Source organism: Subdoligranulum variabile (assembly GCF_025152575.1).
Taxonomy (GTDB): domain Bacteria; phylum Bacillota; class Clostridia; order Oscillospirales; family Ruminococcaceae; genus Gemmiger; species Gemmiger variabilis.
In genome coordinates this window covers 3,125,222-3,140,161 of the sequence record NZ_CP102293.1, presented here as the reverse complement: position 1 = coordinate 3,140,161, position 14,940 = coordinate 3,125,222, and the positions used below count along the sequence as shown (strand labels likewise).

Sequence of the window (14,940 nt, the reverse complement as noted above, 5' to 3'; positions counted from 1 at the left end):
ATACACCCTTTCGTTTTATTTATTGATCCAAAGCAAGGAATTGCGCATCAATGGAGCTTCGGAGTGTTTCTTCAATCTGTGCCCGAGTCAACGTAAATAATCCATGCGCAGCACCCAGTTCGTCTGTATAATCACTGTAGGGATAGACGCGGATATTTTGATATCCGGCCTCATAGTGGGTTACCACGCCGTGCAGTTTAGGATCCAGCATCTTCACGGACACCGAGCCGTCCGGCTGGCTCGTCTTCTGAAACGTGATATCGAGAATTGCGCCGACCATGTTGTCAGGCTGCGACTGCGCATTGATAAAGTTGCCAAGACTGTATGCCACGAACGTCTGATTTCCATTGACGCCAGTCAGCCATTGTGCATTCTGGGTCACATGTGGATGGGTACCGATGATCAGATCCACGCCCTGGTCTGCCAGCCACTGGGCTGTTTCGGTTTGAAAATCTGTCATTTCGTGACTGCCTTCTACACCCCAATGGCAGCTCACCACCAGCACATCACAGTTGGGGCGCATGTCAGCAATCTGCTTGGCGATCGTTTCCCGGTCGTCCAAATAAACTACCCCATAGTTGGATTCACTTGGTGTCGGCAGACCGTTGGTGTATTCTGTGTAGGAGAGATACCCAAAAGTAATACCGTTGACCGTCTGGTACACATATTCATCGTAGGTATCCAGGTTGTAGAATCCCATATAGGCAACATCATCAGGCAGCGATGCCCAGTGTTCCAGCGAAGAAGCAATTCCTTCCGCACCTTTGTCATAGCTATGGTTGTTGGACATACTGAATACGCGAAATCCCAGGTCGTAGAGCGCATCTGTAATATCGCCCGGCGTAGAGAACAGGGGATAACCGCTCGGTTCAAAGGCATCATTGACAAGCGTTTCCTGATTCAGCCAGTTCACGTCAAACTGTGTGTAAAAATCACGCATCGGCTCATAGGCTTCGCTGAAATCATAATGTCCGTCTTTTCCGCGCTCTCTCGCCTGCAAAAAAATTCCGTCATGAATCAAATCGTCTCCGGTGGCGGAGAACCGGACCGTTTCCACTGTTGGTGTGGGCTCCGGCGTCGGTGCAGGCGTGGGGAGCGGGGTAGGCGCCGGTGTAGCAGTGGGCACCGGCAGTACAGTGGTGGCAAACGCCGTTACACTGGTCTGCAGCGGCTCCTGAAACAGCGATCCCAGCAACACGCCGCCTACACCTGCCGCAATTACGATGCAGGCCGCAATTTCATTTCCTCTCAGGCGCATGGCAGTTTCCCACGAAGAAGATCCGTCATCGTATAGTAGCCGGGCTTTTGCGCTGCCAGATAGAGTGCCGCCTGGATGGCGCCATCGGCAAATACCCCGCGGCTTCCTGCACTGTGCTGCAGTGTGAGGACCTCGTCCGGCCCACAGAAGAGGACTTCGTGTTCACCGACAATCCCGCCACCGCGCACTGCACTGATCCCCAGTTCCTTGGCCTCCCGCTTTTTGCGTACCTGAGAACGGTCATAGACATACTCATATTTGTCGCCGGCCTCCGCGTTGATGGCATCGGCAATCATCAGTGCCGTACCGCTGGGAGCATCCAATTTATTGTGATGGTGTTTCTCCACGATCTCAATGTCGAATTCTCCGCCGAGAGCCCGCGTAGTCTGCCGAGCCAGTTCAATCAGCACATTGACTCCCAACGACATATTGGCGCTACGGAAAATGGGGGTCTTGGTACTGGCCGTTTCAAGAGCCGCTTCATCTTCCTTGGAAAGCCCCGTGGAGCAGATCACGCAGGGCAGGGAATGGGCGGCGCCATACACTGCCGCTGAAACAGCCCCGGCCGGCGAGGAAAAATCAATGATAACCCCTTTACAGGGCAACTGTGAAAAGTCAGTATAAACCGGGATCTTGCCTACGGAGCCAACCTCCCGATCAACGCCTGCCACAACACGGCAGTCGTTGCGTTCGGAAATTTTTTCCACCAATGTCCGGCCCATACGGCCGTAAATTCCCTGGATGATGATATCCGTCATAGTCGGTTTCCAATCCTTTCTCTCTATAAAAAGCCGGTCCGCAGAAAAAACCTGCGGACCGGCTGCCATTATTTCAGCAATCCAAAGTCCCGCATAGCCGTTTCCAGACGCTGCTGCACGGCAGCCGAAGGGGCCACCAACGGCAGGCGGCAGGGACCAGCTTTCCAACCGAGGCGGTTCATCGCCCACTTGACGGGAATCGGGTTTACATCGGCAAAAAGCGCCTTGCACAGCGGGAGTGCTTTAAGCTGCATGGCCAAGCTGCCCGTCGTATCGCCCGAAAACCATTTAGCACACAGATCATGGGTGTACTGCGGTGCAACATTGGACAGCACGCTGATCACCCCTTTGCCGCCCAGAGCCAGCAGCGGGATGATCTGGTCATCATTGCCAGAATAGATATTCAGATTTTCGCCGCACAGCTCCGCCACCTCTGCGACTTGTGAGATATTTCCGCTGGCTTCTTTCACCGCATTGATGTTGGGAAGTTTGGCAAGCTCTGCCAGTGTGGCAGGCTGCAAATTGCAACCGGTTCGGCTGGGGACGTTGTAGAGAATGCAAGGCAGATCGACCGCCTGGGCAATCGCCGTATAATGAGCCAGAAGTCCGGCCTGGCTGGTCTTGTTGTAATACGGTGTAACCAGCAGCAACGCGTCCGCGCCGTCCTGCTGGGCCTGACGGGACAGCTGAATCGCATAGCGGGTATCATTGGAGCCCGTTCCCGCGATGACTGGCACCCGGCCTGCCACCTTTTTCACCGTATAACGGATGCATTCCGTGTGCTCCTCGTGATCCAGCGCCGGAGACTCACCCGTGGTCCCGCAGATCACGATGGCATCGGTATGGTTGGAAATCTGATCTTCAATCAGACGTCCCAGTTCTTCAAAGTTCACGCTGCCGTCGGCATGCATGGGGGTTATGATGGCCACAGCGGCTCCGGTAAAAACGGGCTTTTTCATGGGATACGCTCCTTATCGATCAATCAAAGTAGCCTTTGGCTGCCAGCAATTCTGCCAGCAGCACACCGCCACCGGCGGCGCCGCGCAGCGTATTGTGGGACAGGCAGACGAACTTGTAATCGTACTGGTTATCCGGGCGCAGACGTCCGACACTTACCGCCATGCCGTTTTCCAGCATACGGTCCAGTTTCGGTTGCGGACGGTCGTTTTCCTCGAAATAATGCAGGAACTGTTTCGGTGCGCTGGGGAGATTGAGATCCTGTGCCGGGCCGTGAAATTCCTTCCACGCCTTGAGGATTTCTTCCTGCGTGGGCTTATTGGAAAACCGTACAAAGACTGCTCCCATATGGCCGTCAGACACCGGTACACGCAGGCACTGGGCCGTAAACCGGGGAGAATCTGCCGAAACAATCCGGTCTCCTTCGATCTTACCCCACAACTTCAGCGGCTCCTGTTCGCTCTTTTCTTCCTCACCGCCGATATAGGGGATTACGTTGTCGAGAATGTCCGGGAACGTTTCAAATGTCTTGCCTGCACCGGAGATTGCCTGATAGGTACATACCAGCACGTCGGTAATACCATAACCACGCAGCGGATGCAGGGCCGGCACATAGCTCTGCAGGCTGCAGTTGGACTTGACCGCAATGAAACCACGCTTTGTGCCCAGCCGCTTGCGCTGAGCGGGAATAATTTCGATATGATCAGCATTAATTTCCGGCACCACCATCGGCACATCCGGCGTGAAGCGATGGGCACTGTTGTTGGAAACTACCGGGCATTCCGCCTTCGCGTAGGCTTCTTCCAGGGCTTTGATTTCATCCTTTTTCATGTTGACTGCGCAGAATACGAAGTCAACCTGCGAAGCGACCTCTTCCACATGGGAGGCGTCCAGCACCACCAGTTTCTTGGCACATTCCGGCATCGGCGTCTGCATCAGCCATCGGCCGCCCACTGCTTCCTCGTAGGTTTTGCCGGCGCTGCGCGCACTGGCGGCCACTGCTTTCAGGCGGAACCAGGGGTGATTTTCCAGCAGCGTCACGAACCGCTGACCGACCATGCCGGTGGCGCCGATGACGCCCACATTATACTGTTTCATTGTAACCAGGACCTTCCTTTCGCTTAAACCCTTCCTATTTCTATGCAGCAACATTCACTCTCGTGAATAATTTGCACAGATAACAAAAAAACCGGCTTGAAAACCGGCACAAAATGCAATATAATATCATATTGCATACACACAGCGCAACACATCCTTCAGATGTGACAGTCCCGCTCCTGTTCGGAAACGAGCCCAGGTCGGTACGTGCCGCGTACCGCCTTCGGCGAAGGTCCCTTTCACCGTTCCATGCCCTGGCGGGGCTTGCAGAACAAGCTACTGATGAACTTCGCGCCTCTGTGTTTTTTGTTTATTATAGTATGCTCCCTCTTGATTGTCAACGTAAAAAGGAAGAAAACCAATGCTGAAAAAAGATTTTTGGTATGACCTGCCCAAAGAACTGATTGCTCAGGAACCGGCAGAGCCTCGTGATGCTGCGCGCCTGATGGTCCTGAATCGCAAAAACGATACCATCGAGCACGCGATTTTTCACGATTTGCCTAAGTATTTGGAGAAAGGCGATCTTCTGGTCGTAAACAATTCCAAGGTCCTGCCCGCCCGCCTTTTGGGCACCAAAGTTCCCACCGGTGCTGTATGTGAGTTGTTGCTTCTGCGTCAGGTAAAAGGGGACACCTGGGAGTGCCTGGCCCGTCCTGGCAAACGCATGCAGCCGGGCACCAAGGTTACTTTCGGCGACGGCACTCTGACGGCGGTGGTGGATGAGACCATGCCGGACGGCAACAAGTTTGTGACCTTCACCTACGACACCGAAACACTCTACGAGAAACTGGATGAGTTCGGCAAGATGCCCTTACCTCCCTATATCACCAAACAGCTCGAGGATCAGAGTCAGTATCAGACAGTGTACGCCAAGGAACTCGGCAGCGCAGCGGCCCCTACCGCCGGCCTGCACTTTACGCCGGAACTGCTGGACACCATCCGTGCAAACGGTGTAAATATTGCAGAGGTGACACTGCACGTAGGCCTGGGCACCTTCCGGCCGGTCAACGAAGAAGAAATCGAAGACCACCAGATGCATAGCGAGTGGTATTCCGTCAGTGAGGACACTGCCAACGCTATCAACGCCACTCGCGCGTCAGGGCATCGCGTCATTGCGGTTGGCACCACCAGCTGCCGTACGCTGGAAGCTGTGTGGGCCAAATACGGAAAGATCGTACCTTGCAGTGGTAATACCGATATTTTCATTTATCCCGGTATCGATTTGCACGCCATCGACGGCATGATTACCAACTTCCATTTGCCGGAGAGCACCTTGATTATGCTGATTTCTGCCTTCTACGGATATGAAAAGACCATGGCCGCCTACAAAGTGGCCGTAGAGGAGAAATACCGGTTCTTCAGCTTCGGCGACGCCATGCTGATCCTGTAAAAGTGACGTTCAGGTGTTGACTTCCCGGCGTACTTCCTCTATAATATGGCAAGAAAAGGCGGTGCGGGGATTGCCCCTTGCACCGCCGCTTTTTTGGAAATTGACTATTTTGTATACGGAGAGAATCATTCATGCCTTACCGCCTCATCAAACAGGAAGGTGCTGCACGCCGCGGTGAATTTGTCACCGTGCACGGCACCGTACAGACCCCCGCGTTTCAGAACGTCGCCACCGCAGCCGCCATCAAGGGCGGCCTCTCGGCGCTGGATCTGAAAGAGATTCGTGCACAGGTCATGCTTTGCAACACATACCATCTGCATCTGCGTCCCGGCGATCAGATTGTCGCCGACATGGGCGGACTTCACAAGTTTACCCGTTGGGACGGTCCTATCCTAACTGACAGCGGTGGATTCCAGGTTTTCAGTCTGGCTAAACTCCGCCAGATCACAGAGGAAGGCGTAACCTTCAATTCTCATCTGGATGGGCATCGTATTTTTATGGGGCCTGAACAGAGCATGCAGATTCAGGCCAACCTGGGTTCTACCATTGCCATGGCTTTTGATGAATGTGTGGAGAATCCTGCCACCTACGAATATGCAAAAAACAGCTGTGCCCGTACGGCTCGATGGCTGCTTCGCTGCAAGGCCGAGATGGCCCGCCTCAAGCACGAAGAAAAGGCCGTCAACCCGGACCAGTTGCTGTTCGGCATCAATCAGGGGTGCACCTTTAAAGATCTCCGCGTTGAGCACATGAAACAGATTGCCGAGTACGACCTGGACGGCTACGCCATCGGCGGGTTGGCAGTGGGGGAGCCTGCGGAGGTTATGTACGACATTATTTCTGCCGTAGAACCGTATGCTCCCAAAGACAAGATTCGGTATCTGATGGGCGTCGGCACCCCGGGCAATATCATTGAAGGCGTCTATCGCGGTGTCGACCTTTTCGACTGTGTTATGCCCAGCCGCAATGCACGTCACGGCCATCTGTTCACCTGGAACGGCATTATCAATATCAAAAATCTCAAATATGAGCGTGACGAATCTCCTATCGATCCGCATTGTGATTGCCCGGTCTGCCGTAACTTTTCCCGCGCCTATATTCGTCACCTGCAGAAGGCCGATGAGATGCTCGGCATGCGTCTGGCTGTTATGCACAATCTTTATTTCTATAACCATCTGATGGAACGCATCCGGGAAGCGCTGGACAATGGTACCTTCCAGCAATTCCATGATACGTATGTTCACCGACTGGATACGCGCATTTGATAGACCGGCATAATTTTGTGCAAACTCTTGCGCTGTGCCCATAAATTCGATATAATAGAGGAAATTCGTAACTTTTAAGGAGAGTACCTGTCATGATCCAGTTTTTGTCTCAGGAAGCCACCACCGGCGATATGATTGTCAGCTTGCTGCCGATGGTTCTGATCCTCGTCTTCATGTTCCTGATTATCTATGTGCCGCAGAAGCGTCAGGACAAGAAAGATACCGCCATGCGAAACTCCATCGAAATCGGTGATAAGGTCACTACGATCGGTGGTATTGTCGGCATCGTGTTCGCAATCAGCGACAAGGACGACACACTGGTTGTGGAAACCGGCAGTGACCGCACTAAGATCCGTTTCCGTCGTTCTGCAATTTCCTCGGTGGAAAAGCTGGATGTCGGCGGCGATTCCAAAAACAGTGCAGCCAAAAAGTAAAGTGACATACCACAGCGCCCCCTTGCATAGTGTTTACTGTGCAAGGGGGGCGTTTTCTATGTTCAAAAAAAGAAATAGCATTTCTTCCAAGAATGGCATTCATCCGAAAAGACAAACGGCAAATTCCCGAAGTCCGGTCGATCGACTGCTCAGTGCTGCCGTCTTTTCTTTTCTATGTGGCGCAACTGTTCTGCTCTTGGCCCTGTGCGCCTTTGCCTTTCTTTTGGCACACACACCGGTCCCGCTGGCACTGGTCCGCCCCTTTGCCTGTATTGCCACCGCGCTGGGGGTTGCCTTGTCCGGATTGCTGTTTGCTCAAAAGGTGGGGCGGCGCTTCCTTCTGTGCGGACTTGTCTGCGGTTTCTTCTATGCGGGTTGTCAACTTCTCGCCGCATATATTCTTCAGGGAGCGACTTTTCTTCAAAACGGAAGCATTATGCTGAGCGTCGTCGTGTTGATGAGCGGTTTGTTCGGCGGCGCCTTTGCCGCAGCAAAGGCGGTGCGCTGATGCGCGCCGCTTCCTGTCGGCCTCGCCCCGGCAAACGCGTGCGTGAGCGTGTATGCCTTCCATGCGCTCAACCTTCCGTACCAAGATTGAACAAAAAGCCTTTTTCTGGCATTTCTTTTTTATATAGCGTTGCCTTTCTGCTGGGATATTTTCCCGGCATTTTCTATGGACGATTGGGTAATGGAGACATTGGGGCTCAGCTCGCCGAATATTATCTGGAACCGCTTCACTTTTCTGTCTGGTCGGATACTTTCTTCAATCAAATATCCGCCGCTTTTTTGCAACTGCTTTTCATCGTGTTTTGTGGCTTTTCAGCCTTCGGTGTGGGGCTTCTTGCGCTCTTCTTTCTGATCAAAGGCGCATTTTTGGGGCTTTGCGCCGTAAACGTTCTCGCGTTGGGCGGCAGCAGGGGATTGGTGTTTTATTGGCTCTGCGTTTGTCTTCCCAGCCTTTTGCAGCTGTTGGTCCTGCTCTGGCTCGCCGGTTATGCCGCGCGACTCAGCATCTGTCTCTTTCAAAACGCTTTCTGTGGCGGAGCCCCTCGCGGTCAACTGGAAGCTTCCAGGCGACGCTTTCTCGTCCGCTGCGGCACTTCGCTTCTATTTTTCTTTCTTTTCTGCATCCTCTGCAGCGGACTGATCTCCGGCGCCGTCCGCCTTCTGGTCGGCTGACTTCGGCTCAATGAACCGCTGGCGGGCGAGGGGAGACGCCTGCACGGCCTCCCGCAGTTGCTGCTGATTGATGTGCGTATAGATCTGGGTTGTTGATACATTCTCGTGTCCAAGGATTTCCTTCAACGCCAGCATATCAACGCCACCCTGGTACATGAGTGTGGCGGCAGTGTGTCGCAATTTATGCGGCGAAAACCCACGCCCGCTCAAACCTGCACTTTGCAGGCACCTCGCCACAATCTGTTCCACACGGCGTGCGGTAAGCCTTTTTCCGGTTCGCTTGGAAACAAACAGTGCGTCTTTGTCTGAAAGATTGACAAGCCCTCCGCGGACTTTGGCGTAGCGCTCCAGCGCCTGCTTACAAGCATCATTCAAATATACCAGCCGCTCTTTGCCGCCTTTTCCCGTGATACGGATTGTGTCGTCACGAAAATCTCCCAAATCAATGCTTACCAATTCAGCCAGACGCATCCCGCAATTCAAAAATAGCGTAATGATGCAAAAATCTCGTTCGTAAAAGTCGCTTTGTATATTATTTAACAATTCGAGACTTTCGGATTCCGTAAGATATTTGGGAAGCGTCTTTTTAGGCGCTCCCAAACTCACATTTTCCGTTGGATCTTGTGTAATCTTATTGACTTGCGTGCACATATACCCGAAAAAGCCTTTTAAAGCGCTGAGCTTGCGTGCGCGCGCTTTAGAACCGTTGTTTGCACTGCGTGCGTAGTCCAGATAGCCAAAAATGTCACGTTTGCCAATTCCGGCGATATCTTTAGAATCGATCTTTGTCAGATCGATTTCTTCCGGCTTCGCCGTAGCATCCGCGCGACCCCACTGAATCATCATATAGCGGAAGAACCCCCGCAAATCAAGATAATACCCGTTGACTGTCCTGGGAGACCGCAGTTTCACAAAATCCAAATAATGCAGGTATTCAATCACATCGTCGGGAATATCCAGATAAGGCGTATGGCGTTCCGGGTGTACCGTATCTATATAACTGCTCACGTATAAAACTCCTTAAAGAGCCATTCCGGTTCCGAATGTTGATTCGGCGCAGGAATGGCTTTTATTGGTTTTTATTGTAGCACGATTCTCGGTGGCGCGTCAATTTCACGCGTTTATAAAAATCAGAGTCAGGTTCTTCTTATACAGACTGTAGTGTAAATGAATATCAGCTTTTGTTTATGCATTGGGCGTTGCCGACGTTCGCACATGGTTTTCCACAGGTTTTTGCTTTCTTTCCACAACATGAAGTCTCCTCCCTATATTTCGCTAAATTTACATTTAGCGAAATGTTGTGTTTCGCTTTTTATGCCCCCTTGCGCATTCAAGGCATCTCAAAGTGCCCCCTGTTGGGTGGCTCACATTCGCTTGGGCCATCTTCGGCAGCACCAAAATTCAAGTGCGCACAATAACAGCGCGTTCCATGTATTTGTGCCATGCACCGCACCACATCTGTATCATGCAGATACAGTGGTTGCAATTCATCCATAATCTTTTTCCGTTTGGTTCGCAAGGTTCTCTTGACCAGACAAAGACAACCATCCTTCTGCCCTTTTTCTTTATCCAAATTTGAAAAAATCCCCCAGCATTTTCGGTCTCTTGACTATAATTGGTGTCTTCTTTGTATCATTTTGACATAGAAATTGTGCAATTTGCACATTCTGATCGATATATTTTTTTGCATGTTGTTTCTTTTGGATAATTTTTTCACACTTCTTTCGGTGAAATTTCCCCTTGTTTTTATGACTATTTTCTTTTACCATAAATAGTGTCAGGCGGGTACGTACGAAGAGCCCGCAATCAAAAAGCAAAAGGAGAAAAACTATGAGAAAAGCACTTGCATTGAGCATGGCGGCTGCGATGGCTTTGAGCCTGGCTGCCTGCGGCGGTTCTACCAGTTCCACCGCGACCGAAAGCACTGCTACCGGCACCTCCGAAGCCGCTGCATCCGAGACCTCTACCGCGGACGCCGGCACGGTTGCCAACAAGGATAAGCCCCTGGTATGGTTCAACCGTCAGCCCTCCAATAGCTCCACTGGTGAGCTGGACATGGCTGCGCTGAGCTTCAACGAGAACACTTACTACGTCGGTTTCGACGCCAACCAGGGTGCTGAGCTGCAGGGCCAGATGGTCAAAGATTACATCGAAAAGAACATCGATACCATCGACCGCAACGGCGACGGCATCATCGGTTACGTTCTGGCCATCGGCGACATCGGCCACAATGACTCCATCGCCCGTACCCGTGGCGTCCGCGCTGCACTGGGTACTGGTGTCGAGGCTGACGGTGCGATCAACAGCGATCCTGTCGGCACCAACACTGATGGTTCTGCTACGGTGGTCCAGGATGGTTCCATCGAAGTCAACGGCAAGACCTATGTCATCCGTGAGCTGGCTTCTCAGGAAATGAAGAACTCCGCAGGCGCCACTTGGGATGCTGCCACCGCTGGTAACGCCATTGGCACCTGGTCCGCTTCTTTCGGCGATTCCATCGACGTGGTTGTCTCCAACAACGACGGCATGGGCATGTCTATGTTCAATGCTTGGTCCAAGGCCAATGAAGTTCCCACCTTCGGTTACGACGCCAATGCTGACGCCGTTGCCGCTATTGCAGAAGGCTACGGCGGAACCATCAGCCAGCACGCTGACGTTCAGGCTTATCTGACCCTCCGTGTGATCCGTAACGCCCTCGACGGTGTTGACATCGATACCGGTATCGGTACCCCCGATGACGTCGGCAACGTCCTGAGCGACGATGTCTACGTTTACAACGCTGACGAGCGCTCCTACTACGCTCTGAACGTTGCCGTCACCGCTGAGAACTATCAGGACTTCACCGACTCCACCAAGGTCTATGAGCCCGTTTCCACTCAGCTCGACGCTACCGCTCATCCCACCAAGAGTGTCTGGCTCGACATTTACAATGCTGCCGATAACTTCCTGAGCGCTACTTACCAGCCGCTGCTGCAGAACTACGACGATCTGCTGAACCTGAACGTTGAGTACATCGGCGGCGACGGCCAGACTGAGGCCAACATCACCAACCGTCTGAGCAATCCCAGCCAGTACGACGCCTTCGCCATCAACATGGTTAAGACCGACAACGCGGCTTCCTACACTGCTCTGCTGAGCCAGTAATGAACGCATCTGATCCACATTGGATTGATTCTTAAACACTAAGTGACACAACCGCTATTAGGGAGAAGGAATTTCTCCATTTGGGAGAAGGAATTCTCCCTAATAGCGCTTTTTTATGGAAACAGGCAGTCTCCCCTCTTTTGGGATCCGAGCTGTCAATTTGCAAAAACGGGAGTAACGAGAATGGCAGAAGCGAAAGATGATATCGTCTTGTCAATTCGCGGTATGTGCAAGTCGTTCGGTCGTAACCGAGTGCTTGATCATATCAATCTGGACGTAAAGCGCGGTACTGTCATGGGACTTATGGGCGAAAACGGCGCCGGTAAGTCGACGATGATGAAATGCCTTTTTGGTACCTATCAAAAAGACGAGGGCAAGATTTTCCTGAACGGCAAGGAAATCAACTTTTCCGGCCCGAAGGACGCCCTGGAAAATGGTATCGCCATGGTCCATCAGGAGTTGAACCAGTGCCTGGAACGCAGTGTTATCGACAACCTGTTCCTGGGACGCTACCCGGTCAACTCTATGGGTGTAGTTGACGAAGGACAAATGAAACGTAAGGCCGCCGATTTGTTCCGCAAACTCGGCATGACCGTCAATCTGACCCAGCCGATGCGTAACATGTCTGTTTCGCAGCGGCAGATGTGCGAGATTGCCAAGGCAATCTCCTACAACGCCCAGGTCATTGTTCTGGACGAACCCACTTCCTCCCTTACTGTGCAGGAAGTCGAAAAATTGTTTGAAATGATGCGCATGCTCAAAGAGCAAGGCATTGCGCTGATTTACATTTCCCACAAGATGGATGAAATCTTTGAGATCTGTGATGAGGTTTCTGTTTTGCGTGACGGCAACCTTGTTATGACCAAGAGCACCCAGGACACCAACATGAACGAGCTGATTTCCGCGATGGTTGGTCGTTCTCTGGAGAGCCGCTTCCCTCCTGTGGACAACACCCCCGGTGAACCCATTCTTTCTATCCAACACCTGTCCACCAAATACGCACCGCATCTGCAGGACATCACCTTTGACGTCCGCGAGGGTGAAATCTTTGGTCTGTACGGTCTGGTTGGTGCTGGCCGTACAGAGTTGCTGGAGACTATCTTCGGCGTGCGCACTCGTGCTGCCGGTCGAGTGTATTTCCGGAACCGGTTGATGAACTTTAACAATGCGCATGAAGCGATCGAACACGGTTTTGCCCTGATTACAGAAGAGCGCAAAGCCAACGGTTTGTTCCTGAAATGCGATCTTACCTTCAATACCACGATTGCCAATCTGAATCAGTACAAATCCGGCGTGGCACTTTCCAATCCCAAGATGGTCAAGGCGACCAACAAGGAAATCAAGATCATGCATACCAAATGTATGGGACCGGATGACATGATTTCCAGTTTGTCCGGTGGTAACCAGCAGAAAGTCATCTTCGGCAAATGGCTCGAACGTGAGCCGCAGGTTTTCATGATGGATGAACCTACCCGCGGCATTGACGTCGGAGCCAAATACGAAATTTATGAACTGATCATCCAGATGGCCAAGCAAGGTAAGACGGTTATCGTCGTCTCCTCTGAGATGCCGGAAATCCTCGGCATTACCAACCGCATCGGTGTCATGTCCAACGGACATCTTTCCGGTATCGTCAATACAAAAGACACAAACCAGGAAGAGCTTCTGAGACTGAGTGCGAAATACCTGTGAGTGGGGGATAAAACAAATGGCAAATAGTACAATTCTTACTGCGGAGCGGGAAGCCGAACTTCGCAAGCCGATTGACGACTACGTCGGCAAAATTCAGGCACAAATCAACGATCTTCGCGCTGATGGCACAGACAAGGTTGTCAACCTCACGAATGATCTGGATAACCTCAAGCGTGATCGCATCTACACTGCCGAGGAAAAAGCCCAGCGCGAAAGCCGCATGAAGGCTGAGCTGGAAGCTGCCAAGGCTGTAGAAGCCAAAAACAAGGATCAGGTTTCCAAGCTGATCGCGGATGCCGAAGCCTATCTGAAAGAGCATTACGACTCCGAGTATTATCGGTACGTTGTCGCCAGCTGTAAAGAAGAAAAGGTTGCCGCACAGCAGAAGTATCAAGCTGCGGTTGCCCAGCTTCAGAAAGAGCATCAGGCGACCGTTTCCAAGCTGACCGACCAGCAGGAAATCAAGGACGAGAAATACGTCCATAAGAATCGTCTGTTTGACGCCAAAATGCAGCGTGATAAAGATCTGCAGGCCGTCAAAGATCGCCAGCACGCCGCTTTCGATCACAAATATCACCTGATCGATATGCTCCGCATGTCCAAATTCACCTTTGCGGAGTCCATGGCGCAGCGTTGGGAAAACTACAAGTATACCTTCAATCGCCGCGACTTCCTGCTGAAGAACGGCCTGTATCTGGCGATTATTGTTATCTTCATCGCTCTGTGCATCATCACCCCGATTGTGAAGAATGTGCAGCTGCTGACAGTCAATAATATCCTGAACATTCTGCAGCAGGCTTCGCCGCGTATGTTCCTGGCACTTGGTGTTGCAGGTCTGATTTTGCTGGCTGGCACAGACCTTTCTATCGGCCGTATGGTCGGTATGGGTATGACCGCCGCTACCATCGTCATGCACCAGGGGATCAATACCGGCTCCGTCTTTGGTCACATCTTCGACTTCACGGGGCTGCCGGTTATTGTCCGTGTTTTCCTCGCTCTGATCGTTTGTATCGTCCTGTGCACGATCTTCACGACCATCGCAGGTTTCTTCACAGCAAAGTTCAAGATGCACCCCTTTATTTCTACCATGGCCAACATGCTGGTCATCTTTGGTCTGGTTACTTACTCTACCAAAGGTGTTTCCTTCGGTGCTATTGAGACGACGATTCCCAGTATGATCATCCCCAAGATCGGCGGCTTCCCCACCATCATTCTGTGGGCTATTGCAGCTGTTGTGATTGTCTGGTTCATCTGGAACAAAACCACCTTTGGCAAGAATCTGTTTGCCGTCGGCGGCAACCCTGAGGCTGCTGCTGTTTCCGGCATCTCGGTCTTCCGCGTTACGGTTGGTGCGTTCATCCTGGCCGGTATCCTCTATGGCTTTGGCTCTTGGCTGGAATGCATTCGCATGGTCGGTTCCGGTTCTGCCGCTTACGGTCAGGGCTGGGAGATGGACGCCATCGCCGCTTGCGTTGTTGGTGGTGTCTCTTTCACCGGCGGTATCGGTAAGATCTCCGGCGTAGTGGTCGGCGTCTTCATCTTCACCGCTTTGACCTACTCTCTGACCACCCTCGGTATTGATACCAACCTGCAGTTCGTCTTCTCCGGCATCATCATTCTCGTTGCTGTTATGCTCGACTGCTTGAAGTACGTTCAGAAGAAGTAATTCTTCTCTCATTCTCTTTCCTCCCCCGCCGCTCGGCCAACTTTTGTAAGTGACTGCCCCGCGGCGGGGTTTTGTTTGTGACAATACGCAAAAAGCAAC

General features: G+C 52.2%; 13 protein-coding genes and 1 riboswitch. Of the genes, 8 read left to right on the top strand and 5 right to left on the bottom strand.

Going from position 1 to position 14,940, the window contains the following annotated elements:
* Window positions 1-19: 19 nt before the first annotated feature.
* The 4 genes from NQ490_RS14790 to asd all read right to left on the bottom strand — a co-directional run bounded on the left by NQ490_RS14790 (window position 20) and on the right by asd (window position 4,071).
* On the bottom strand, window positions 20-1,258 hold the full coding sequence (locus NQ490_RS14790; protein ID WP_007046368.1) for a CapA family protein: 1,239 nt from the start codon (window positions 1,256-1,258) through the stop codon (window positions 20-22).
* Entirely contained in the window at window positions 1,249-2,016 is a 768-nt protein-coding gene (dapB, locus tag NQ490_RS14785) for a 4-hydroxy-tetrahydrodipicolinate reductase (protein WP_040917564.1), read from the bottom strand. The genes NQ490_RS14790 and dapB overlap by 10 nt, the downstream gene beginning before the upstream one ends.
* Window positions 2,017-2,084: 68 nt before the next feature.
* On the bottom strand, window positions 2,085-2,975 hold the full coding sequence (dapA, locus tag NQ490_RS14780) for a 4-hydroxy-tetrahydrodipicolinate synthase (protein ID WP_007046370.1): 891 nt from the start codon (window positions 2,973-2,975) through the stop codon (window positions 2,085-2,087).
* Window positions 2,976-2,994: 19 nt separating this feature from the next.
* Window positions 2,995-4,071: an aspartate-semialdehyde dehydrogenase gene (gene asd / locus NQ490_RS14775; RefSeq protein ID WP_040917565.1), complete on the bottom strand. Its 1,077-nt coding sequence runs from the start codon at window positions 4,069-4,071 to the stop codon at window positions 2,995-2,997.
* 134 nt (window positions 4,072-4,205) lie between these two features.
* Window positions 4,206-4,379, bottom strand: a riboswitch (Lysine riboswitch).
* 53 nt (window positions 4,380-4,432) lie between these two features.
* Here asd and queA point away from each other — a divergent pair.
* From queA to NQ490_RS14750, 5 genes are all read left to right on the top strand, one after another.
* Window positions 4,433-5,461, top strand: coding sequence for a tRNA preQ1(34) S-adenosylmethionine ribosyltransferase-isomerase QueA (gene queA, locus NQ490_RS14770; protein WP_007046373.1), 1,029 nt, complete (start codon window positions 4,433-4,435; stop codon window positions 5,459-5,461).
* Window positions 5,462-5,592: 131 nt separating this feature from the next.
* Window positions 5,593-6,726: a tRNA guanosine(34) transglycosylase Tgt gene (gene tgt, locus NQ490_RS14765; protein WP_007046375.1), complete on the top strand. Its 1,134-nt coding sequence runs from the start codon at window positions 5,593-5,595 to the stop codon at window positions 6,724-6,726.
* 92 nt (window positions 6,727-6,818) lie between these two features.
* Window positions 6,819-7,160 carry a preprotein translocase subunit YajC gene (gene yajC / locus NQ490_RS14760; RefSeq protein WP_007046376.1) on the top strand — a complete coding sequence of 114 codons (342 nt, stop codon included), beginning with the start codon at window positions 6,819-6,821 and terminating at the stop codon, window positions 7,158-7,160.
* Between the two features lie 58 nt (window positions 7,161-7,218).
* On the top strand, window positions 7,219-7,668 hold the full coding sequence (locus tag NQ490_RS14755) for a TIGR04086 family membrane protein (RefSeq protein ID WP_007046377.1): 450 nt from the start codon (window positions 7,219-7,221) through the stop codon (window positions 7,666-7,668).
* Window positions 7,668-8,339 carry a stage II sporulation protein M gene (locus NQ490_RS14750; RefSeq protein WP_147644658.1) on the top strand — a complete coding sequence of 224 codons (672 nt, stop codon included), beginning with the start codon at window positions 7,668-7,670 and terminating at the stop codon, window positions 8,337-8,339. Before NQ490_RS14755 ends, NQ490_RS14750 begins: the two co-directional genes overlap by 1 nt.
* On the opposite strand, the gene NQ490_RS14745 is transcribed toward NQ490_RS14750, so the two are convergent.
* Entirely contained in the window at window positions 8,268-9,347 is a 1,080-nt protein-coding gene (locus tag NQ490_RS14745; RefSeq protein WP_007046379.1) for a tyrosine recombinase XerC, read from the bottom strand. The genes NQ490_RS14750 and NQ490_RS14745 overlap by 72 nt on opposite strands.
* Window positions 9,348-10,169: 822 nt before the next feature.
* On the opposite strand from NQ490_RS14745, the gene NQ490_RS14740 reads away from it, so the two are divergent.
* The 3 genes from NQ490_RS14740 to NQ490_RS14730 all read left to right on the top strand — a co-directional run bounded on the left by NQ490_RS14740 (window position 10,170) and on the right by NQ490_RS14730 (window position 14,841).
* Window positions 10,170-11,483: a substrate-binding domain-containing protein gene (locus NQ490_RS14740; protein ID WP_040917566.1), complete on the top strand. Its 1,314-nt coding sequence runs from the start codon at window positions 10,170-10,172 to the stop codon at window positions 11,481-11,483.
* A 183-nt stretch (window positions 11,484-11,666) separates the two neighbouring features.
* Entirely contained in the window at window positions 11,667-13,175 is a 1,509-nt protein-coding gene (locus NQ490_RS14735; RefSeq protein WP_007046382.1) for a sugar ABC transporter ATP-binding protein, read from the top strand.
* A 16-nt stretch (window positions 13,176-13,191) separates the two neighbouring features.
* Window positions 13,192-14,841, top strand: coding sequence for a galactose/methyl galactoside ABC transporter permease MglC (locus NQ490_RS14730; protein ID WP_007046383.1), 1,650 nt, complete (start codon window positions 13,192-13,194; stop codon window positions 14,839-14,841).
* The last annotated feature ends 99 nt before the right edge of the window (window positions 14,842-14,940 follow it).

Bases quoted from the DNA above. Each gene is read 5' to 3' on its own strand.
- NQ490_RS14790 (WP_007046368.1), bottom strand. From the start codon at position 1,258: ATGCGCCTGAGAGGAAATGAAATTGCGGCCTGCATCGTAATTGCGGCA.
- dapB (WP_040917564.1), bottom strand. From the start codon at position 2,016: ATGACGGATATCATCATCCAGGGAATTTACGGCCGTATGGGCCGGACA.
- dapA (WP_007046370.1), bottom strand. From the start codon at position 2,975: ATGAAAAAGCCCGTTTTTACCGGAGCCGCTGTGGCCATCATAACCCCC.
- asd (WP_040917565.1), bottom strand. From the start codon at position 4,071: ATGAAACAGTATAATGTGGGCGTCATCGGCGCCACCGGCATGGTCGGT.
- queA (WP_007046373.1), top strand. From the start codon at position 4,433: ATGCTGAAAAAAGATTTTTGGTATGACCTGCCCAAAGAACTGATTGCT.
- tgt (WP_007046375.1), top strand. From the start codon at position 5,593: ATGCCTTACCGCCTCATCAAACAGGAAGGTGCTGCACGCCGCGGTGAA.
- yajC (WP_007046376.1), top strand. From the start codon at position 6,819: ATGATCCAGTTTTTGTCTCAGGAAGCCACCACCGGCGATATGATTGTC.
- NQ490_RS14755 (WP_007046377.1), top strand. From the start codon at position 7,219: ATGTTCAAAAAAAGAAATAGCATTTCTTCCAAGAATGGCATTCATCCG.
- NQ490_RS14750 (WP_147644658.1), top strand. From the start codon at position 7,668: ATGCGCGCCGCTTCCTGTCGGCCTCGCCCCGGCAAACGCGTGCGTGAG.
- NQ490_RS14740 (WP_040917566.1), top strand. From the start codon at position 10,170: ATGAGAAAAGCACTTGCATTGAGCATGGCGGCTGCGATGGCTTTGAGC.
- NQ490_RS14735 (WP_007046382.1), top strand. From the start codon at position 11,667: ATGGCAGAAGCGAAAGATGATATCGTCTTGTCAATTCGCGGTATGTGC.
- NQ490_RS14730 (WP_007046383.1), top strand. From the start codon at position 13,192: ATGGCAAATAGTACAATTCTTACTGCGGAGCGGGAAGCCGAACTTCGC.